Annotated in this window: 19 protein-coding genes and 1 pseudogene; 12 read left to right on the top strand and 8 right to left on the bottom strand. The window is 68.7% G+C overall.

Features of this window, described 5'->3' with window-relative positions; all coding sequences use genetic code 11:
• Window positions 1-34: 34 nt before the first annotated feature.
• Window positions 35-3727, bottom strand: a complete 3693-nt coding sequence (locus tag NL114_RS15645) for a M14 family metallopeptidase (protein ID WP_254821851.1) — start codon at window positions 3725-3727, stop codon at window positions 35-37.
• A 179-nt stretch (window positions 3728-3906) separates the two neighbouring features.
• Between NL114_RS15645 and NL114_RS15640 the strand changes: the two genes are divergently transcribed.
• From NL114_RS15640 to NL114_RS21755, 5 genes and pseudogenes are all read left to right on the top strand, one after another.
• Complete coding sequence (locus NL114_RS15640) at window positions 3907-4536, top strand: J domain-containing protein (protein ID WP_254821850.1); 630 nt, start codon at window positions 3907-3909, stop codon at window positions 4534-4536.
• A gap of 25 nt (window positions 4537-4561) precedes the next feature.
• Entirely contained in the window at window positions 4562-4813 is a 252-nt protein-coding gene (locus tag NL114_RS15635; protein ID WP_254821849.1) for a hypothetical protein, read from the top strand.
• A gap of 199 nt (window positions 4814-5012) precedes the next feature.
• Window positions 5013-5789, top strand: coding sequence for a VOC family protein (locus NL114_RS15630; protein ID WP_254821848.1), 777 nt, complete (start codon window positions 5013-5015; stop codon window positions 5787-5789).
• Between the two features lie 245 nt (window positions 5790-6034).
• Window positions 6035-8083: a DUF6517 family protein gene (locus NL114_RS15625; protein WP_254821847.1), complete on the top strand. Its 2049-nt coding sequence runs from the start codon at window positions 6035-6037 to the stop codon at window positions 8081-8083.
• A gap of 64 nt (window positions 8084-8147) precedes the next feature.
• Window positions 8148-8234: pseudogene (locus tag NL114_RS21755) on the top strand (VOC family protein); the annotation flags it as partial.
• A gap of 53 nt (window positions 8235-8287) precedes the next feature.
• Here NL114_RS21755 and NL114_RS15620 read toward each other — a convergent pair.
• Both NL114_RS15620 and NL114_RS15615 read right to left on the bottom strand, forming a co-directional pair.
• Window positions 8288-9529: a PGF-CTERM sorting domain-containing protein gene (locus tag NL114_RS15620; protein ID WP_254821846.1), complete on the bottom strand. Its 1242-nt coding sequence runs from the start codon at window positions 9527-9529 to the stop codon at window positions 8288-8290.
• A gap of 200 nt (window positions 9530-9729) precedes the next feature.
• Window positions 9730-10797, bottom strand: a complete 1068-nt coding sequence (locus NL114_RS15615) for a zinc-dependent alcohol dehydrogenase family protein (RefSeq protein WP_254821845.1) — start codon at window positions 10795-10797, stop codon at window positions 9730-9732.
• Between the two features lie 221 nt (window positions 10798-11018).
• Here NL114_RS15615 and eif1A point away from each other — a divergent pair, with 221 nt between their 5' ends.
• The 3 genes from eif1A to NL114_RS15600 are packed head-to-tail and all read left to right on the top strand — an operon-like array spanning window position 11019 to window position 12783.
• Window positions 11019-11309: a translation initiation factor eIF-1A gene (eif1A, locus tag NL114_RS15610; protein WP_254821844.1), complete on the top strand. Its 291-nt coding sequence runs from the start codon at window positions 11019-11021 to the stop codon at window positions 11307-11309.
• Window positions 11309-12247 carry a serine/threonine-protein kinase Rio1 gene (rio1, locus tag NL114_RS15605; protein ID WP_254821843.1) on the top strand — a complete coding sequence of 313 codons (939 nt, stop codon included), beginning with the start codon at window positions 11309-11311 and terminating at the stop codon, window positions 12245-12247. Before eif1A ends, rio1 begins: the two co-directional genes overlap by 1 nt.
• Window positions 12244-12783, top strand: coding sequence for a GNAT family N-acetyltransferase (locus NL114_RS15600; protein WP_254821842.1), 540 nt, complete (start codon window positions 12244-12246; stop codon window positions 12781-12783). Before rio1 ends, NL114_RS15600 begins: the two co-directional genes overlap by 4 nt.
• 24 nt (window positions 12784-12807) lie before the next feature.
• Here the strand turns inward: NL114_RS15600 and NL114_RS15595 are convergent, their stop codons facing one another.
• Together NL114_RS15595 and NL114_RS15590 are read right to left on the bottom strand one after the other, a co-directional pair.
• Window positions 12808-13332 carry an Lrp/AsnC family transcriptional regulator gene (locus NL114_RS15595; protein WP_254821841.1) on the bottom strand — a complete coding sequence of 175 codons (525 nt, stop codon included), beginning with the start codon at window positions 13330-13332 and terminating at the stop codon, window positions 12808-12810.
• Between the two features lie 70 nt (window positions 13333-13402).
• Window positions 13403-14269 (bottom strand): alpha/beta fold hydrolase, encoded by an 867-nt coding sequence (locus tag NL114_RS15590; RefSeq protein ID WP_254821840.1) that lies wholly within the window; start codon window positions 14267-14269, stop codon window positions 13403-13405.
• A 115-nt stretch (window positions 14270-14384) separates the two neighbouring features.
• Here NL114_RS15590 and NL114_RS15585 point away from each other — a divergent pair, with 115 nt between their 5' ends.
• A complete protein-coding gene (locus tag NL114_RS15585) occupies window positions 14385-14588 on the top strand; it encodes a DUF7470 family protein (protein ID WP_254821839.1) in 204 nt (67 codons plus the stop codon).
• Window positions 14589-14659: 71 nt separating this feature from the next.
• Here NL114_RS15585 and NL114_RS15580 read toward each other — a convergent pair whose 3' ends face one another.
• Entirely contained in the window at window positions 14660-16642 is a 1983-nt protein-coding gene (locus NL114_RS15580) for a DUF460 domain-containing protein (protein ID WP_254821838.1), read from the bottom strand.
• A 121-nt stretch (window positions 16643-16763) separates the two neighbouring features.
• On the opposite strand from NL114_RS15580, the gene NL114_RS15575 reads away from it, so the two are divergent.
• Window positions 16764-17168 (top strand): DUF2178 domain-containing protein, encoded by a 405-nt coding sequence (locus NL114_RS15575; protein ID WP_254821837.1) that lies wholly within the window; start codon window positions 16764-16766, stop codon window positions 17166-17168.
• Window positions 17168-17374 carry a helix-turn-helix transcriptional regulator gene (locus NL114_RS15570; RefSeq protein ID WP_254821836.1) on the top strand — a complete coding sequence of 69 codons (207 nt, stop codon included), beginning with the start codon at window positions 17168-17170 and terminating at the stop codon, window positions 17372-17374. Before NL114_RS15575 ends, NL114_RS15570 begins: the two co-directional genes overlap by 1 nt.
• A gap of 1 nt (window position 17375) precedes the next feature.
• Here NL114_RS15570 and NL114_RS15565 read toward each other — a convergent pair whose 3' ends face one another.
• Both NL114_RS15565 and rnz read right to left on the bottom strand, forming a co-directional pair.
• Window positions 17376-17795, bottom strand: coding sequence for an HIT family protein (locus NL114_RS15565; RefSeq protein WP_254821835.1), 420 nt, complete (start codon window positions 17793-17795; stop codon window positions 17376-17378).
• Between the two features lie 74 nt (window positions 17796-17869).
• Entirely contained in the window at window positions 17870-18796 is a 927-nt protein-coding gene (gene rnz / locus NL114_RS15560; protein ID WP_254821834.1) for a ribonuclease Z, read from the bottom strand.
• A 173-nt stretch (window positions 18797-18969) separates the two neighbouring features.
• Here rnz and NL114_RS15555 point away from each other — a divergent pair, with 173 nt between their 5' ends.
• A complete protein-coding gene (locus NL114_RS15555) occupies window positions 18970-20136 on the top strand; it encodes a DUF4382 domain-containing protein (RefSeq protein WP_254821833.1) in 1167 nt (388 codons plus the stop codon).
• Window positions 20137-20261 lie beyond the last annotated feature (125 nt).

Raw genomic sequence — 20261 nt, 5'->3', positions numbered from 1 at the left:
GCGGTGTCGTCCGGGGCGCGGTGTCGCCCGTGGTTCAGTCGTCCGTGAAGCCCCGGGTTCCGGTCAGCGTGGACCCGGCGTCCGACCCATCGCTCGACTCGGCGGGCGCGCTGCCACTCGGGTCGCCACCGACAACGTAGAGCGTGTTCTGCCCACCGAACTCCGTGCCGCCGGCCGCGGCCGGACCGAAGGTGGCCTGTCCGTTGGTGTCGGGCACCTCGACGAAGTAGCGGAGCGTCACCGGGTCGTCCGTCTCGGGGTCGACCGGACCGACCGTGCCGAGGTCGACAGTGGCGCCGTTCTTCGTGCCGGCACCGCCCGCCTTCTCCCAGTCGGCCGACGGCAGCGAGTCGGTCACCGTCACCTCCTCGGAGAGCTCGGTGATGGTGAGTTCGACCTGATGCGTGTCGCCCGGCGTGTAGGGGTTGTTCGCACTGCCACGGGAGCCGGAGACGGTCGGACCGTCCGACCCACCGGAGCCACCCGAGCCGCCGGAGCCGGACCCGGTGTCCCACGAGTCGCCACGGCCGAAGCGGATCTCCTCGCGGGTCTCCTCGTCCCCGACGGTGCGCACCTGCTGGAAGCCCAGCGCGGAGGTGAACACGAGGTAGCCGAGGAACGAGACGGTGTAGTCGAGCAGGCCGAACGGGTGGAGGTTGGCCTGGCTCGCCGGCGGCAGCAGTGACCCGATGACATGGATGCCCGTCCCGTCCTGCGGGCCACGGGTGAGCGAGCCCGTCGCGACAGCCCCGTCGATGTTGCCGGCGACCGACGCGGTGGCCGGCCCGCTCGTGAAGGCACTCTCGGAGACGAGATGGCTCGGCGCCTGCCCCGCGACGTTGTAGCCCAGCGGCGCGACCTTCCAGAGCTGGTTCTGGATGGGACGCACGTCCGTCATCAGCGGGTGGTCGAGGTTCTTGCTCGTGTAGCGGGCCACGTCCTGCGTGGTGCTGGTGAACGGGTCCGAGCCGAACTGCTCGGCCCCGACGAGGTCGTTCTCGAGCTCGCCGAGCAGGTTGACACCCGTGTCCGTCAGGACGAGGTTGTTGCCGGCATCGACGAACGCGTCGAGCGCGTCGAAGTAGTCCGGATCGGCCGCCCCGGTACCGACGCGGTTGGCCGCGTCGATGTAGTCGTGGATGACGACCGCGTGGTCGTGGTCCGAGAGCGCGTCCTCGGTCGCAACCGCGTCGACGGAGACGAGCTCGACCGAGCCGGCGTCCTCGACGGCGGCGTCGTAGTCGGCGGCGAACCGGAACGGCGTGACCTCGTACTCGCGCTGCTCGTAGCCGAGCGCGTCCTTCGGGTCGGGGTTGGTCGAGTTCGACGACAGCGTGGCGAACTGCACGTCGACCTGCTTGGCGTCGACCAGGAGGTTCGACATGCGGACCGTCCACTCCCCGGGTTCGGGGTCGACGACGTCCCACTCGGGGAAGCCACAGCACTTCCCACCCACGCGCTTCTCCGTGATGCCCTCGAACTCCCGGACGACCTCGCCCGACGGCGAGACGAGTTCGAGGTCCATGATGGCGCTGTGTGAGTGCATGTGGACCTGCATGCTGTGCAGGTCGGCGGGGATCTCCTGGGAGACGGTAGCGATATCCGTCCCAGCGACCGTCGTCGACTGGCTGGTCCGGTCGCTGGTCGTGCCGCCCCCGCTGGTGCTGCCGGTGAACGACGCGGAGATGTCGTACTGCGCCGCGACGTTCGCGTACGTCTCGACGATGAACGTGTACTCCCCGGACTTCTCCAGCGGGACGTTGCTCATCGTCTCCGGGTTGCTCGCGGTGACGGCGCTCCCGACCTGCTTGCCGTCAGGGTCCTCGAGGAAGAACTCGAGGTCCTCGCCCGGCGGCGTCCAGCTCAGCTCGGCGTCGAGCGCGAACGGGTCGCCGTCGAGGTTCGACGTGTCGAACGGCTCCTCGACGGTTGTGGGCGCGACGCCCTCGCCGACGCCCGGCCCGATGGTACCCGAGGCCGAGAACGTGTCCACCTCGCCCGTCGAGGACGCGAAGTCCAGATCGTCGTCCGAGCGCGTGAGGGGGTCGCCCGCGGGGTCGAACTCGCCCTCGCTGTCGAAGAGGTCCGTCGGCGTGACGAACGCGACCGACTCGCCGTCCTCGTCGGTGTCCGTCTCCACCTTCGTATCGACGGTGGTGTCGAACTCGTCGTCCGTCGTGGGCGTGTCGGAGTTCTGGACGGCGAAGTTCGAGATGGTCCGGATGGCCTCACGATAGCCCAGCACCTCCATCCGCAGCAGTTCGGGGTTGTAGACGTTCCCGCCCGCCATGTGCGAGAACGACATCTCGAAGTCCAGCGTCGTCATGCCCAGCCCACCGAGGTCCTCGGGGTGGGCCATCCAGTCCAGCATGGCGCCGGAGACTGTGTAGCCGATGGTGTCGTAGATGGTCGCGTAGTCGAAGGCGTCGTCCGGGGGCGTGCCGCCGGCCAGCGGAATCGAGGGGTTGCCGAGCGCGTTCCGAAGTGGTTCGCTCAGGTCACCGGCGGTCTGCCACTCGACCAGCGCCTCGTCGAGGTTCTTCTTGATGACCTCGCACATCGCGTACACCTCGTGGGACTCCTCGAGGGTGTACTGGTCCTGCGAGATGAGCCCGAGCACGAAGTCCTCGAACAGCGGCCCGCCGTGGAGGTCCGCGCCGTAGTTGAGGTTCTCGTACGAGCGGAACTGCTGGACGATGGACACCGCGTCGGGAACCTTGTCGTGGATGTAGTCGGGTGCATCACGCGGCTCGGCGGGGTTGTGCGCGGTCGTGATGTAGCCGACCGTCGGGTACTGGCGGTTGGTGTCGAACACCTCGGCGTTGCCGCGCTCGAACAGCGGCGCGGCCGGAGCGCGGGGGAGCCCCGTCCCGGGACCGCCGAGCTGCCAGCCCGAGTCGTACTGCGGGTTCCGGACCGCCCAGCCGTCCGGGTTGGTGAAGCCGAAGATGAGGACGGCGTCCTCGAGCAGGTCCGGGAGGTCGCCCGCGTACTGGTCGCCGCGGGCGATGTTCTCGATGATGCGCGCGCCGGCCTCGGCACCGGCCCGCTCCAGCCCGTGTAGCGAACAGGAGAAGAACACCTTCTCCTTCTCCGCGAAGGACGCCTCGGAGGTGAAGTCGGTCACCTCGGCGAGGTACATCCCCTTCGGGTCGACGCGGTTGGTCGCGTTGTTCAGGTGGCCGGGTGACTGCCCGAAGCGCTTGATGCGGACCGTATCGGAGTAGCGGTCCTCCAGCTCGTGGAGGCCGTCCTTGAGCTGCTCGAAGCCGATCCAGTCGACGGCCCGCCGCGCCTCGGGGAAGACCCCGAACGGATAGTAGCCGATGCGCCAGAACGGGTTCGACCCCGGCGCGAACTGGAAGGAGTCGGCCTGCGGGAGTTCGGCCGCCGCCACCGCCGCCTCCGTGGCCGTCAGCCGCCCGTAGGCGGCCGGCTCGGGCTCGGTCGTCGTGACGGCGTTCGTGTCGAACGACTCCAGCACCGTCGGGTCGGTGCCGGACTCGAACCGGACCAGCGTCGGCACCGCGTGGTCCGCCGGCGTGTGGTTCTGGATGTACTCGTACTCCGCATCGAACGCGGGGGCGGACACACTCGCGGTGGCGTTGCCGGGCAGCGCGAGCGCCGCGCCCGTCGCCGCCGACAGCTTCACGAACGTCCGCCGGTCGATACCAGCGTCGTCGAACCGTCCATCGCTCCCGTCCTCGGATGTGTCGTCTCGTACCATTGTGGATGTGTGGACACCACGTACTCCGCGGTTGTCCGAGAGGGCGTTCCCGACGGGTAAACGGTTCTGACAGAACCGTCCAAACGGCCGACGGCGCGAGGGTCGCCGGCCTTCGTTCGTCCCCGGACACCCGGCCCGGTCCCGAGAGATACTTACTCCCACCACCCCTACGGGGCGTCGTGCCGAGCGAGGGTCTGTGGTTCGGGGTCCCGCGATGGATCGTCGTGGGACTGCTGCTCGGGTTCGCCGCGAGCTGTTGCGCCGCCGGGCTGTTCTACGTCGGAACACGCTGGTTCCCCGGCCGGGGCACCGGTGGTGGGTCTGGGTCGAACACGGACAGCGAACGCCGGACGGTCGAGATCCGCGAGTACCTCGACGCCATCGACGAGCCCTACGCCGAGAACCACCCCGTCGCCGGGACCAGCGTCGAGTTCTACCTTCCCGGCCGCGACGTGGCCATCACGTTCGACCCGCGGACGTTCTACCGCCTGGAGCGCACCGCGACCCACCCGGTGCTCGTCGAGCACGAGCTGCCGGGCATCCATCTGGGCTCGCGACTCCCGTTCGAGACGCCCGAGGTCGACCTCGGCCGCGACCCCGCAGAGCGGGACCTGAAGCCCTACGACGAGGCGTTCGCCGTCCTCGGGCTGCCGGAGGGCGCGAGCGAGTCCGAGGTCCGGGCGGCCTACCGCCGGAAGGTCAAGCAGGTCCACCCGGACCACGGCGGCGACGAGGACGAGTTCAAGCGCGTGCGCGAAGCGTACACGGCGGCCCGCGAGGCCGCAGCCACCGGGGAGGCCGCGTCGTGAACTCCCAGGTCGGAGGGGCCACACCGTGACCCGCGTCCCCATCACCGACGAGGTGCGCGAACAGCTCGCCGAGGCGCTGGCGTCCGAGGAGGTGGACCACCCACTCAATCGTGGTGCCGTCCAGTACGCGGCCTGGGAACTCGACCACGACGCGCTCGCGACGTTCGTCGGCGAAGCCGACGCGTCGACCTACTACGAGGCGCTCCGTCAGGTCGGCGTCGAGCCACGCGCGGGCGGCGAGAACGAGGGCGGGTACGACCCGGAACTGGACGGATAGCCCCCAACCGTCGCGGAGTGTATTGCTGACCAGACAGCCATATTAACTGCTAAATCGCTTCTGAAATAGCATAGTCGAGGATTCCGTAAGAAAGCCACCAGATACGGCAGCTGTCCATCTCGACCCCGGCCGCCGGGTCGCACCCGGGAACCCATCGCTGTCACCACCTTTTTCGCTCGCGCGCGAGTAGTCGCAGCCAATGTTGGACTCCGACACCTCGCTCGACGCGACGCTCGACCACACCATGATGCGGGTCGAGGACCTCGAAGAGTCGGTCGACTGGTACACGACCCATCTCGACTACGTGGAGGAGGGCCGGATGGAGGCCGACACGTTCACCAACGTCTTCCTCGCCCCCGAGGACCGCCACGACGAGGGCGCCGTCCTCGAACTCACCTACAACCACGACGACCGTACCTACGACTTCGGCGACGCCTGGGGCCACATCGCCGTCCGCGTCGAGGACGTCCACCAGGCTTACGAGGAACTGATGGACGGGGGCGTCGAGGACTACCGGGACCCGGAGTCCTGCGGGGGGCACTACGCCTTCGTGACGGACCCGGACGGCCACGAGATCGAGATCGTCGAGCGCGACCACGGCGCGCGCTGGTCCCTCGACCACACGATGCTCCGCGTCGAGGACGCCGACGCCGCCATCGGCTGGTACGCCCGGAAACTCGGCTACGAGATGCACCGTCGCGTCGAACTGGACGACTTCGCGCTCTACTTCATGCGGCCGGAGGGCGCCCCGGAGGAGGCGATGAGCGTCGAGCTCACCTACAACTACGACGGCCGCTCCTACGAGATGGGTGACGCGTGGGGCCACCTCGCCGTGCGGGCCGACGACCTGAACGACGCCTGGGAGACGCTGATGCTCCGGGACGCTGCGGACTATCGCGACCCCGAATCCTGCAACCAGATGTACGCCTTCACGAGGACCGACGACGGCCACGAGGTCGAGGTCGTCCGGCGCTGACGTTCGAGCGCGTTGCGCACCGCCGTCCGGCGCTATAGAATCCGTTTCCGCTCGCGAACACGCAACGTCCGTCTCCGGAGCCTGGGGTTCACCCTCTCTCGTGCGGGTCCGGAAAGGTTCCGACCATCGGATTCTCGTCGGCACCGTTCACCCCTCGATATACGCTGCGGGGCCTCACCTGCCCATGTATCAGATTGCCGACAACAGGAGAATGCTTTATTTCGTGTGCATATATCACACGCAATATGGTCCGGATCGCCGAGCGGGTACGGGGGAGCGGAGTGCTGGGGAACTGCCGCCGGATTTACGGCTGGCTGGGTATGGCTGCGAGCCCAGCCGTCCGCCGCCGCACTGCCACGATACTGCTCGCACTCGTCGTTCTGTCGAGCGGGTGTTCGATGCTGTCGGGGCCGCTCGCGTTCACCGCCTCGCCAGCCAGCGCCTGCGACGAGGCACTCTCGACGACGGGGTACACGAACGAACTGTCGCGCTGGGAGAACGTCTCCCGGACGCTGGAGGTCGGTGGGCAGTCCCGGAACGTCTCCTTCTCGAACTACGTGAACAGCTACGCCCGGGAGGGTCCGGACGGCGAGGGAGGGACCGAGTCGAAGGGCGGGTTCGCGGTGTTCACGACGCCACAGGCGGAGGCGGCGGGCCAGTCGCTGAACCCGGTCCGGACCTGGTCGCCCCGGGAGATGGTCGAGAACCTCGACTCGGGACTCGACGAGTACGGGTCACTGCAGGACCTCCAGCAGGAAGGGACCGACGAGGTGACCACGCTGGGGACGACGGCGACCCGAACGCGCTTCACCGCGACCGGGACCCAGGACGGTGATCCGGTCGACGTCTTCGTCGAGGTCGTGCGCGTCGAGCACGGCGGCGATCACGTCGTGCTGGGGAGCATCTACGAGCAGGCCAACACGGCCGAACGGTCCCGGCTGGACCGTCTCTACCGCTGCATCCAGCACGAGGGAACGAATCCGACGGTGACGGGAACGGCGTACCCGACACCCACGACCGAGTCGTCGCCCACGCCCGACGACCAGGAGGAGATCCCGACCGTGTCCATCGAGGAGCTGAACGAGGACCCCGAGCGGTGGACCGGCGAGCGGGTCCGCGTCCGGGGGGCGCTGCACAACAACCTCGTCGCGCAGGGCGAGGTCGACAACAGCGTGCTCGTCGAGAACTACAGCCGGGTCGCCCAGAACCGGGTGCTTCCGGCCGAGAGCACCCTGCTGCTCGACACGGCGGAGGTCCCATCGTCGGAGCGCGCGGAGTGGTCGGAGAGCTACCGCTTCGAGCTGGTCGGGCAGGTCGCGTCCAGTGAGGACGACGGCGAGGAGACACCCGAGGTCGAACTACAGATCGAGGAGTACGAGATTCTCGGTCCGAGCGACTACATCGAGTTCGTCGAGGTCCGCGAACGTATCGACCCCACGTACTTCCCCGACCTCGTGTACGACCGGGGGGAGTGCCGGTTCGCGGTCATCGTCACGGGAGGTGTCAACTCCGGGTCCAATTACCAGCGATACTGGAACGACGTCAGCTACACCTACAAGGCCATGAACGGCTCGTTCGGACTCCCGGACGACCAGATATTCGTCCATTACTACCGAGGAACCGGAACTGGGCACGCGACCACGGTCAACGGTCGTTCGATAGTGGACGGCAACGCCACGGAGTCTGCCATCAACACCTCGTTCGACCGGCTCGAATCACGGATCGAGGACTGTGGCGTGGAATCCCAGGTGATGCTGTTCACCACCAATCACGGGACCGACAGCGACCCCGAGGGGCTGAATCTGGTCGGCTGGTATGGTGACGACGCCAGGCTGACCCCGAGGGAGCTCCGGAGCAAGTTCGAGCGCCTCGAACGTGCAGGACTCGACGAGGCGTACGTGAACATGATGCAGTGCTACGCTGGGCAGTTCCTGAACGCCCGGAGCGACCAGCCGAACGTCGACCTCATGCAGCAGGGTGGGACGAGCGACCCGGTCGTGACCGCTATCTCGACGGCCAGCCCGAACGACGAGGTGTCCTACGGGACCACCGGTCAGAACGGCGTCGAACCGTTCGGGTATCACTTCGTGGCCGCGCTCGCCGGCACCTACCCCAACGGCACCAGCGTTCCGAGTGCCCAGGTCGATACGGACAACGACGGCGAGATCAGCTGGCACGAGGCCCACGAGTACGCGGTGGCCCACGACAGGTACGTGTCCGGTGTGAGGGCCGGCGGGAACTTCTATCAGGAGAACCCGCAGTTCGCCGGGTCGAAGACGGAAGGCCCCGGCTGACCACCGCTCCGGCGCCGCTACGACTTCGGGGCCCCGAGAACACGCTCGGAGACCACCACCTGCGGACTATCGCGACCCCGAATCCTGCAACCAGATGTACGCCTTCACGAGGACCGACGACGGCCACGAGGTCGAGGTCGTCCGGCGGTAGTGCCGCGACGCGCGGCCCGTTCGCCGCACGCGCCGGCAGACGACGGGTCGTCGTCAGCCGTCGGCACGCCGGACCAGCAGGGCGGCGCCGACCAGCACGACCAGTGCCACCACGGCGCCGAAGCCCGGCCCCGAGCCGGCGGTCGGGGTCCGGACCCCGGTTCCGGGGGTGCTGGTCCCGTCAGGTCCAGAGGGGCCGGCGGTCGTACCCGGCGCGGGGGTCGCCGTCGGTGTGCCACCAGGGTCGTCCTCGTCGTCACCGACCGTCTCCGCGTCCGTCGGGGGATCGGTGGGAGTCGAGCTGTCGGTCACCGTGGGCGTGTCGGGGCCCATCGCCGATGTCGGGGTCGGCGTGGGCGTCGCCGCCGCAGTGGCCCCGGGCGTCGGGGTGGGCGTGTCGGCCGGCGTCGAGCCGGGGGGTGAGGTCGTGGTCGGCATCGCGGTCGCCGTCTGATCCCCGCCGGACGGGGGGTTCGAGCGCGTGTAGTACTCGCCGTCCTGGGTCCGGCAGGTCCACTCCTTCGAGTCCCGGGCGAACTCGTCGGTCGGCGGGCAGGTCGTCGGCGGCGGGCCGAGTTTCTCGACCGCGTCCTGCCGGCTGTCGCAGTTCTCGCAGATGTAGACGTACTTCGCGGCCCCGTAGATGGTGTAGTCGGTGTTCGCGTCCATCTGCGTGGAGCCGTTGATGTAGCCGGTCAGCCGGTACCATCCGGGGTCGTCGGGGTTCTGCAGGCAGTTGGTCACCCGGGAGACGATCTGGTCGTTCACCGTGATGTTGACCGGTGACCCGCCGAGGCTGTCCTCCTTGAAGAACTGGACGTAGATACCGTCCTGCGTGTAGGTCACCGACCGGTAGGCGTTGAGGAGGCTCTGGTCGGTCTCCGTCCCCGGGTCGTCGTTCCCGCGGTCGATGCCGAACGCCGTGGCGTCCGTGGAGGTGCAGGTGTCCCAGCGGAAGTCCTCCTGCCGGACCACGTTCCAGTGCATCCGGATGTTCTCGCTGAACCCGACGGCGAAGATGTTGAACGAGTTCCCCGACCCGCCGGGCGCGTGGTTATCGATGCGGAACGACGTGTTCCCGGGGAACTGCTGGGACTCGTCGTCCTCCTGGCCCTGAACCGCCTTGCCGCCGGTACCCGGCGCGAGCCACGGGGTCCCCTCGTCCTGGAGCGAGGACCGCATCGTCCGCTCCTCCGCGTGCCCCCCGTCGGAGGGATGTATCCCTGCCGCCGCGGGCACGACCCCGAACACGACCACGCCGACGAACACGAGCGCGATTCCATGCGTCCGGTCCATGCGAAGGCCTTCAGATGACCCCGGAAGTGTTCTCTGCCGGAAACGCTCCGTATTTTAAATCAACCGGTTATTGAATGCATATTCATTAATACTCGGTCGCTCGCGAGGCGCTATCCGGGCCGTGGCTCATACGACGGCTGTCACGGGAGCGAGAGGAACAGCGAGACACTGCGGGCCGAACGGGAGGCCCGAAGCCTCGATCAGAACTTGTTGCAGACCGGAATCCCGACCGTGTCGTAGTCGCCCATGGAGGCGATGGTCTCGGGGACCTCGGACAGCGAGATGGTCTCGGAGACGATGGCGCCGGGGTCGATCTTGCCGTTGTCCATCATCCGGAATATCTCGTCGTACTCGTGGGGCGGCATCCCGTAGGAGCCGATGAACTCGCGCTCGTCCGTGACGATGTTGTCGACCGGCAGGGAGACCTCGCCACCCTCCTCACTGGTCGTCAGGCCGATCTGGAGGTGCTGGCCGCCCTTGCCGAGCGAGTTGACGGAGTTTCGGCAGGTCTGGGCGATACCCAGGGCGTCGACGGAGACCTCACAGCCCCGCGATTTGGGCGTCTTCTTCTTGACCGCCTGCGGCACGTCCTGTACGTCGTCCACCTTGATGGTCTCGTCCGCGCCGAGTTCCTCTGCCTTCTCGAGTGCGGCCTCGTTCAGGTCGACACCGATGACGTTCGCGCCGAGCGCGTTGGCCGTGTGGACCGCGGAGAGGCCGACGCCACCGCAGCCGTGGACGGCGACCCAGTCGCCGGGGTCGACGTCGACGCGGTGCGCGATGCCGTGGAAGGCGGTCGCGAAGCGACAGCCCAGCCCCGCGACATCGACCGAATCGACGCCCTCGGGGAGCTTGATGAGGTTGGTGTCCGCCGCCCGTACCGGATACTCCTCGGCGAAGGCGCCGGTCGAGAAGTTGACGAACCCCATCGGGATGGAGCGCTCACAGCGGTTCTGGTGACCCTTCTTGCAGTGGACGCAGGTACCGTCGGAGAGGTTGAACGGGTTGGTGACGCGGTCGCCCTCGCGGAAGTTCTCGACGTCGTCACCGACCTCGGCGACCACGCCGACGGGCTCGTGGCCGAAGATGAGGCCCTCCGTCATCATCATCCCGATCCACGACCAGTCGCCCTGCCAGGCGTGCCAGTCCGAGCGGCACACCCCGCAGGCTTCGGTCTCGATGACGACCCCGTCCGGAGGGCAGTCCGGGCGGTCGACCTCCTCGACCTGCATCGGCTCCTCCGGTCCCTGGAAAACTACGGCTCTCATTGCGTCCTGCGGAGAGTGCGTACGTCACAATAAAGGATTGGCAATTGTTCGCAGGCACCGTTAAACCAGGGGCTGCGAGGAGCCGTCGTGGGGCCGGCGTTCGCCATACGAGACACACGCGCGGCCACGACAGCCACGATGGCCACGACGGGGATACCCCGTCGGCCGATACCGCGAAATCATGCATTGCACTTAAACTGCGGGCCGACGAATCGGCGGGTATGAGCGAGGACGACGGCGGCCGGAAGAACCTCCGCATGCCGGACGATGACGAGGTGTTCGCGGTCGTCACGGAGATGCTCGGTGCGAACCGGGTGAAGGTCCGGTGTATGGACGGCCAGGAGCGAACCGCACGCATCCCGGGACGGATGCAGAAGCGCATCTGGATCCGCGAGGACGACGTGGTGCTGGTCGAGCCGTGGGACTGGCAGGACGAGAAGGGCGACATCACGTGGCGCTACGACAAGCAGGACGCCGACCAGCTCCGTGAAGAGGGCCATATCTCCGCCTGATGGCCGACCAGGACGTCGAGGTCGACCTGCTCGAAGCGGACGAGGCCGAGGGCTTCGGTGACGAGTGGGAGGAGATCGACGTCGCAGACACGGAGGCCGACCGCATCGCGCGCAAACGGGACCGCGAGTTCCTGGAGTTCCGCAAGCGCATCAAGGACGCCGACCAGTTCAAGGTCGAGGCGTCGGTGTTCGACGACGCCACGCTGGGCGCGCTGTACAAACTGGTCCAGGACGGCCACATCGACGCGTTCGGCGGGCCGCTCTCGACCGGGAAGGAGGCCAACGTCTACCTCGCGGCCGGGCCCGACAGCGAGGTCGCGGTGAAGATCTACCGCATCAACGCCTCTGACTTCCGCTCGATGCGGGCCTACCTCGAGGGCGACCCGCGCTTCGAGGGAATCGGCTCGGACAAGAAGAAGGTCGTCACGGCGTGGACGAAGAAGGAGTACGCCAACCTCCGGCGCGCCATCGCCGCCGGCGTCCGGGTGCCCGAACCCATCGCGGTCCAGCGCAACGTCCTGGTGATGGAGTTCCTCGGCACCGACGGCCAGCGCGCCCACCGGCTCAACGAGGTGAACGTCGAGAACCCCGAGACCGCGTACGAGGTGGTCCGCGAGTACACCCGCCGGCTGTACGACGCCGGCCTCGTCCACGGCGACCTCTCGGAGTACAACATCGTGGTCCACGAGGGGGAACTCGCGCTGCTGGACCTGGGACAGGCGGTGACGGTCCACCACCCCAACCACCAGGAGTTCCTCGAACGGGACTGCCGGAACGTCGCGGACTTCTTCGCCCGTGCGGGCGCCGACGCGGACGCCGACGAGCTGCTGGCGTACGTCACCCGCGCCCGCGACAGCGACGCGGCGGCCCCCGAGGACGCCCCCGATGTCCCGGGCCGGGACGCGGGCGACGGTGCCGAGGGGGAGAACCACCCGTGAGACTCCGCGAGGCCACACCCGAGGACGCCGAGGCCATCGCGGCGGTCGCCGCGGACGCCTGGTGGGCGGCCTGCGCCTCGGCGCTGTCGGCCGATGCCGTCCGGACCGCACTCGCCGACCTCTACGACGAGGCGTTCCTCCGGGAGGTCGCCGCCGAGGCCGCCCAGGAGGAGGAGTTCCGGTTCCTCGTCGTGGTCACGGACGAGGAGGGCGAGGGAGACGAGGGGGGAGACGAGGGAACGGTCATCGGGTTCGCCAGCGCGGCCCGCGAGTGGGCCGACGAGGCCGAGCTGTTCACCCTGTACGTCGACCCGGACCACTGGGGCGAGGGCACCGGGACGGCGCTGCTGGAGGCACTGGAGGCGTGGGCCGCCAACCGCGGTGCCGAACGGCTCGTCTGCTCGGCGCTCGCCGGCAACACCGTCGCCGTGGCGTTCCTCGAATCGCGGGGGTTCGAGCGGGTGCGCGAGGTCGAGGCGGAGGTCGGCGGCGAGACCGTCTCGGAGTACGAGTTCGAGAAGCCGCTGTCGGGGTGAGCCGGCGCGCCAGGGCGCTCGGGGCTACTCCCGCGGGTTCTTCTCGTCGATGCTCGCCAGGATCTCCGGATCCGTCCGGAACTTGAGGACGTTGTGGATGACGGAGTTGCGGATGTTCTCGACGACGGGGCCGTGCTCCTTGTAGAACTCGTGGATCCACTGTGACTCGTGCTGTCGCGAGGAGAACATCATCACGGACTTCCACTGGTACTCCCCGTCCGAGAGGAAGTAGAAGAGCGTGTTCGGGGAGTCCCGGATGTACTCCATCGCGTCGCGCCAGCCCTCGGCGAAGTTCTCGGGGTTGAGCTTGAACTCGAACAGGCCGAAGATGAAGTACTCCTCGTTGGGGATGACGGCCTCGCGGAAGACCCCGTGCTCGCGCATCCCGCGGATGGACTCGCTGACGGTGACGTGCGAGACATCGATGTCGTACTTCTCCTCGAGGATGCGGGCCAGGTCCCGCGAGGAGAGCTGCGGGTCCCGTGACAGCTCGCGGAGGACGTAGACATCCCGCGGCTTGAACTCCCAGTCGGGCGCGTCGTTGCTCATACCCCGGTCGTCACGGGGTGGGTACGTGCCTTTTTCGGACACCCACCACCTCGCCGGCTTCCGGCCGCGCTCAGGCGCTGAGGAACTCGCCCAGTTCCTCGCGGTACTCGGCCCCCACGTCCTCGGGCACCCAGTGGTACGCGCCGGACAGCCGGACGACCTCACCACCAACGTCGTCGGCGAGTCGCTCGCCGTACTCGATGGGCTGCATCACGTCGTCCTCGGCCCAGAGGCAGAGCAACTGGGCCTCGATGTCGCCGTAGTCGATCTCGGTGGTGTGGTTCGTGTTCGTCGCAACCGCCGCCCGGGCGATGGCACGCTGGCCGCTCTCGCCGAGCCAGGGCGCCTTCATCCCCTCGACGAACGCCTCGTCCGGTTCGTCCGCGGCCGCCCCCTCTGCGAACGCGAAGTCCAGTTGCCCGACGAACTCCTCGCGGTCCATCTCCTCGGTCCGCGGGAGCCCGAGGTTCACGATGAACTCGACGGGCCAGGAGTCGTAGCAGACGAGGTTGGAGGCGACGAAGCGGTCGACCCGTTCGGGCTGGTGGGCGGCGAACCGCAGCGCCGCCCCACCCCCGATATCGTGCGCGACGAAGCTGAACAGCTCGATGCCGAGGTGGTCCAGCAGGCCGTCCAGCGCCTGCTCCTGGGCACGGATGGAACGATCGAACCCCTCGCGGAACGAGGAGTTGCCGTAGCCGACCATGTCCGGGACGATGACGCGGTACTCGTCCTCGAAGGCCGGGGCGACACGGCGCCACAGGTAGCTCCACGTCGGCACGCCGTGGACGAACACGAGCGTGTCCCGGGGCTCGTCCCGGTCGGTCGGGCCCGCGTCGCGGTAGGCCATCCTGACCGAGTGGCCGTCGACGGTAACGGTCGTCTCCGCCTGTTCGGCGCTCCACTGCTCGTGGTCCATCGGGTCGATGTCGCGCATGGATGAGCCGGCGCGCGCCGGCACTGTGAAACCACCGGCAGTAAGCGGCTCCGGTCGCGCCGGTCACCAGCAGCGTTTCCGTGACTTTATCACACACGGGTGAATCCCGACGGGTATGGACGTCGAGGAAACCAAGGAGTCGCTCGGTGATGTCGGACAGAAGGGTGTCGTGGCGCTCGTGCTGGGCCTGCTCGTGGTCGCTCGCGAGAACAAGGTCGCCGCGCTGGGCGTCGCGCTCGTCGTGGCCGGGATGGGGATGGTCGCCCGCGGGCTCGTCGAGTCCGCGATGGAGGAGATGGGCATGGGCGGGATGCTCTGAGGCGGCGCGACCGTACTTCTCCCTTCGACACTCGTTCACCCGAGAGTGACCACGCCGGGCCGCGGCCCGGGTCAGTCGCTCTCGGATGGCCGGTCGGCGCGGTGCTCGCTGATGATCTGGTCGACCATCTCGGCGTTCTGGTCGCGCCGCCGGTCCTCGGCCCGGTCCGCCCAGTCCTCGATGACGGCCTCGACCTCGCGCTCGCGCGCCACGGCCAGCTCGTCGACCTCCTGGACGGTCACGTCGTCGGCGGGGCCCTCGGGGATGTCGTGCTCGAACAGGACCCGGTCGGCCTGTTCCGAGAGGTTGCCGTGCCGGAGGACGACCCGGGGGTCGGTCTCGGCCAGTCGTTCGGCCGTCGTCCGGCCCGCTCCCGAGGCGTCCCGCAGGAGGACCACGTCGTCCGGGGCGAGGCCGTATGACTCCTGAGCCTCCTCGATGGCCGTCTTGGTGAACTGCGCGACGGGTTTGACCGGGACCAGCCCTGACTGTTCGTCGGCCACGTCCGCGAAGTCCGAGTGGTCGAGCCGCCAGAGCGCCTTCAGTCGCTCCAGTTTGTCGGCCAGTTCCTCGGAAGCCTCGCGCTCCTCGGCGAGTTCGCGTTCGAGGCGGTCGTTCTCACGTTCGAGGCGCGCGACCTCGCGGCGCTCGCGGGCCTCCTGGCGCTCCTCGCGACGCGCCTCGCTCAGCTCGTCCTCGTACTCCGCGATACGTTCGTCCTTCTGCTGGACCGTCTCGCGCAGCTCCTCGACGTGGTCCTCCAGCCGCTGGACGCGGGCCTCCAGCCGTTTTATCTCCTTCTCCTCGGCCGTGAGCTCCCGGGGCTCGTGGGTCGACTCCTCCTCGTCCTCGCCGGGGTCGTCGGTCAGGTCGTCGATGACCGCCTCGACGGACTCCTCGTCGGCCACGACCCGCTTCGTGACCTCGCCGCGGTCGAAGCCCGCGGGCACCTTTCGTGCGATGCGCTGGAACTGGTCCTCGTGGGCGTCGAAGGCGTGCAGCGCGGCGGCCATCGCGTCGCGCTCGTGGTCGTTGTCGTACGCTTCCTCCCGCGTGCGGTGTTGTTTGGTGTCGACCGGGAGGTCCGTCTCGGGGACCCAGCCGGCGGCGTCGAACGAGCGGCGGATCTTCTCGACCGTCTCGGGCATCGGCTCGACATCGGCCGCCACGAGGATGGGCCGGCCGCGCTCGATGATCCACTCGATGACCGCGGCGGTGTCCGCGGTGCGGGTCGAGAGCGTCTCCAGGACCTCGCCGTCCAGCCCGACGATGGCGACGGCCGTCGTCGTCCCGGGGTCGATGCCCACGAGGACGTGGTCGCGGCGCTGCACCAGCGGCGCGTACTCGATGCCGTCCTTGCGCTCGCGGTCAATCTCGATGCGGGTGTCGCCGGCGCGCTCGCGTGAAACCGGCAACTCGGCGGGCGTCGCCTCGACGTGGAACAGCGCCTGCGAGTAGCCGCCGTACTTCTCCGTGACCTCCTGCTCGTACTCCAGTCCGGCCTCGTCGAGTTTCCGCTCCACGTCGCGGGTCTTCGTCTTCACGCTCCCGTGGATGCGGCGGGTGAAGCGGTCCTCGGACCATCCCCCACCCCCGCCGGTCGAGCGGCCCCGCGCGACCTTCACGGTCGTCCGGTCGGCGAACGCCGACACCTCCTGGCCCACGTTCCGGGCGGCGAGCCGGGCGGCGGCCTCGGCTTCCTTCATCGGCTGCTTGCCGTACGGGACGCCGTGGCGGCGGGCGACGCGGGAGAGCGGCTCGGGCTCTTCGGCGCCCGTCACCTGCACGAGCGTCGTTCCGGACGGGAGCTCGCGCAGGAACCGCACGAGATCGTCCTTGTCCGTCGCGAGTTCGTACGTGTTGTCGGTCGCAACGATGGCGGGTTCCTCGCGCTGGATGAGCCGGGTCAGCTTCCGGTAGGAGACCACGTCCCGGTCGACGTTCTCGCCGTCGAACGCGACGACGGCATAGGAGGGCGAATCGCCGCGCACGTCGCCGCTCTGGATGTCCACCCCGAACACCACCGCGTCGAGGGCACTCGTTCGGGTACTCACACCTGGCTATCGGCGACGAGTGGGAATAAATCCCGTGCCCGGGGGCAGGAGCGAGCGGCGGGTGGCGAAATGTTGAAGTGGGTGTAAAGTATACGTTACAGTGTAAAGGGTGCTTGACACCATGACGGATACCGCCCTCCCGAGCCCCACCGTATCGACTCGCTCGCTGTACGCGGCCTCCTGGGCCGTCGGCAGCGCGCTGTACGCCGCCCTCATCGTCGCCGGCTACCCGCTGGTCGGCGTCGGTGCCTTCGTCGCCGGCGCAGTCGTCGCGGTCGCGCTGGGTCACGAGAGCGACCAGCCCACCTTCGACGAGCGCGACCGCGCCGTCTTCGACGAGGCCGGCCGCCACACGATGGCCGCCGTCGGGATGGCCTCGGCCGTCGTCTTCCCGACGATGGTCGCCGCCCGGGCGCTGGGCTACGTGACCTGGCCGGAGTGGTTCTACTACGCGGGCTACTTCGTGGCCGGCCTGTTCGCCGTCTGGGGCGTCTTCGTGCTCCTGGCCCGCTCCCGCCGCCGATAATGGAGTCGAACCTCCGGGAGTACCGCGAACGCGAGGGGCTGAGCCAGGGCGCCCTCGGCGAGGCCGTCGGCGTCACCCGGCAGACCATCAACGCGGTCGAACGCGGCCGGTACGACCCCTCACTGGAGCTGGCACTGAAACTGGCGGCACACTTCGACTGCGCCGTCGAGGACCTGTTCCAGCTCGAGGACGACGGCGAGGGCTGACCTACAGCCGCTCTCGCAGTTGCTCGGTCACGGCGTCCAGCGCCTCGCGATCTGCCCGCGACTGCTCGGCTACGAACCGCACGTCGTCGCCCTCGTAGCGCGGGACGACGTGGAGGTGGACGTGGAACACCTCCTGCCCGGCGGCCTCGCCGTCTGCGAGGACGAAGTTGATCCCGTCGGGGTCGAGGGCCTCGCGCGCGGCGGCCGCGACCGCCATCCCCTCCTCGAACAGCCGCCCGCCGACCGCCGGGTCGAGGTCCGCGAGCCCGGCGGCGTGTCGCTTCGGAATCACGAGCGTATGGCCCTCGGTCGCCGGGTTCAGGTCCGCGAACGCCAGCGTCTCGTCGGTCTCGGCGACGACGCTCGCCCGGGCCTCGCCCCCGACGATACTGCAGAAGGGGCACTCGTAGTCCTCGGACATGAACGGGCGTTCCGCGCGCGCATACAAGAGCTTCGGGGCGACAGCCTCGGTGCGACAACCGCCGGTTCCGTGGCTCAGCCGTCTGGGTACGGGACCTCGAGTTCGTCGCCGTCGTCGGGGAGCAGGACCTCGCCGTCGAAGCCCGCGCGGGCCTCCTCGGCCAGCAGTTCCGACCGGCCCGCGTAGCGCGAGGAGATGTGGACGAGCGCGAGTCGCTTCGCGTCGGCGTGGCCGGCGAGTTCGGCTGCTTCGGTCGCCGTCGAGTGGCCCGTCTGCGGGGCGCGGTCGGCGTCGGCCTCGGCGAACGTGGCGTCGTGGACCAGGAGGTCGGCGTCCGCGGCGATGCGTTCGGTCGCGTCGGTCGGCCGGGTGTCTCCCGTGTAGACGACGGTGCGGCCGGGGCGGGGCTCGCCGACGACCTGCTCCGGCGTGACAACGGTCCCGTCGTCGAGTTCGACGGACTCACCGTCGTGGAGCGCCGAGAACTTCGGGCCGACCGGGACGCCGAGTTCCTCGGCCCGCTCGCGGTCGAACCGGCCCTTCCGGTCGTCCTCGACGATAGCGTAGCCGACCGACCGGGTCCGGTGCTCGGTCGCGAACGCGCGGACCTCGTACTCGTCGCGGGCGAGCGCGGCGTCGCCCGGATCGACCTCGTTGATGCGGACCGGGAACCCCGGATTCGTGCCGGTGCCGTCCAGCAGGTTCCGCATCGTCCGGCGCTCGCCGTTCGGGACGTGGATGGCGAGGCCGTCCTCGCGGTCGTTGAAGTCCCACGTCTGGAGGAGCCCGGGGATGCCGAGCGTGTGGTCCCCGTGCATGTGGGTGACGAAGAGATGCGAGATGTCGAAGCCGGTCCCGAAGCGCATCATCTGCCGCTGGGTGCCCTCGCCGCAGTCGAACAGGAGTCGCTCGCCCTCGCGGCGGACCAGCAGCGCCGAGGTGTTCCGCCGGACCGACGGGACCGCCCCGCCGGTGCCGAGGAACGTCACGTGAAGGGACATACCATCTGGGTCGGGGGCGCCGCGTGAAACCCGTGTCGGATGGCCGGCACCCGGCGGCGGCCGCCGAGCCGTTCACTTCGTTCACCCCGTTTAATCGCCACACGGCATCGGGGTAGGAACGGTCCGAACGGCGTGACCCCCTTATCTGGGTCCGGGCACTATCCCGGGGTACGATGTCGAGTACAAACACGGTCGTCGCGCTCGCCGCGGCGGCGATGCTGTTGCTGGCCGGCTGTATCGGAGGCGTTCCCGGTGGTGCCGACGGCGGCACCGACGGGACCGCCACGACCGACGACGGTGCGGGCACGGTCACGCTGTACGTGAGTGACCAACCCGGTGCTATGGGCGACTTCGAACACCTGAACGTCACCATCGACCGCGTCGCCTACCACCGCGTGAACGCGTCCGACGACGGGGACGTGGAGGCCGAGACGGACGCCAACACGACCGAGACCGAGGCGAACGAGACGGACGCCGAGGCCGACCCCGAGGACGAAGCGGAAGCCGAGGCAGAGGGTGAGAACGACCCCGACCGCGAGGACGACCAGCGCGAGGGCTGGGAGACCTACGACATCAACGACACGACGGTCGACCTGACCGAGCTGCAGGGCGAGAACGCCACGGTCGTCGGGCAGCAGCGCCTCCCCAACGGCACCTACGACAAGGTGTTCCTGTACGTGAGCGAGGTCGACGGGACGCTCGACGACGGCAGCTCGACGAAGGTGAAGCTCCCCTCGGGCAAGCTCCAGCTCGAGAAGCGGTTCACGGTCGGCAACAACGAGTCCATGGACTTCGTCTTCGACGCGACGGTGGTGAAGGCCGGCAAGTCGGGCAAGTACATCCTGACGCCGGTCGTGAGCGAGTCCGGGACGGACGTGCCCATCAAGGAGGTCGGCCGTGACGAGGAGTCCGGTCTCAGCGCGCGCTTCGCCGGCAGCGTCGAGCGCGGCGAGGCCGCGACGGTGACGGTGACCCAGCGCGGCGAGCCGGTCTCCGGCGCGACCGTCGAGATCGGCGACCGCGAGTACACGACCGCCGGCGACGGGACGGTGATGTTCGACGTGCCCGCCGACGCCGAGGAGGTCGAGGTCGAGGTCGAGTACGAGGACGGCGAGGTCGAACTGAAGCGGAAGTTCGCCGAGCGCGATGCGGACGAGGACGAGGCAGAGGCGGAGCGCGATGCTGACGACACGGAACGCGATGCGGAGGAGGAAGAGGAAGAGCCCGAGGAACGTGAGGAGGACGAGGACGAAGATGAGGCCGAGGAGCGCGAGGACGACGACGCCACGGACGATGCTGGAAGCGACGCCGGCGAGCAGGCCACGGCGACCGAGAGCTGACCGCCACGCTCGGTTCCGGACCGGCCACACCGGTCGCGTGGGACGCTGACATGGAACTCCACCTTCGGCAAATAGTGTCGGTAGCGGCAGCCTCGGCGGCGATATCGGGCGATTCGGCCATAACA

This window comes from Haloglomus halophilum (assembly GCF_024298885.1).
Classification (GTDB): Archaea; Halobacteriota; Halobacteria; order Halobacteriales; family Haloarculaceae; genus Haloglomus; species Haloglomus halophilum.
This window is presented reverse-complemented; position numbering and strand designations above follow the sequence as displayed.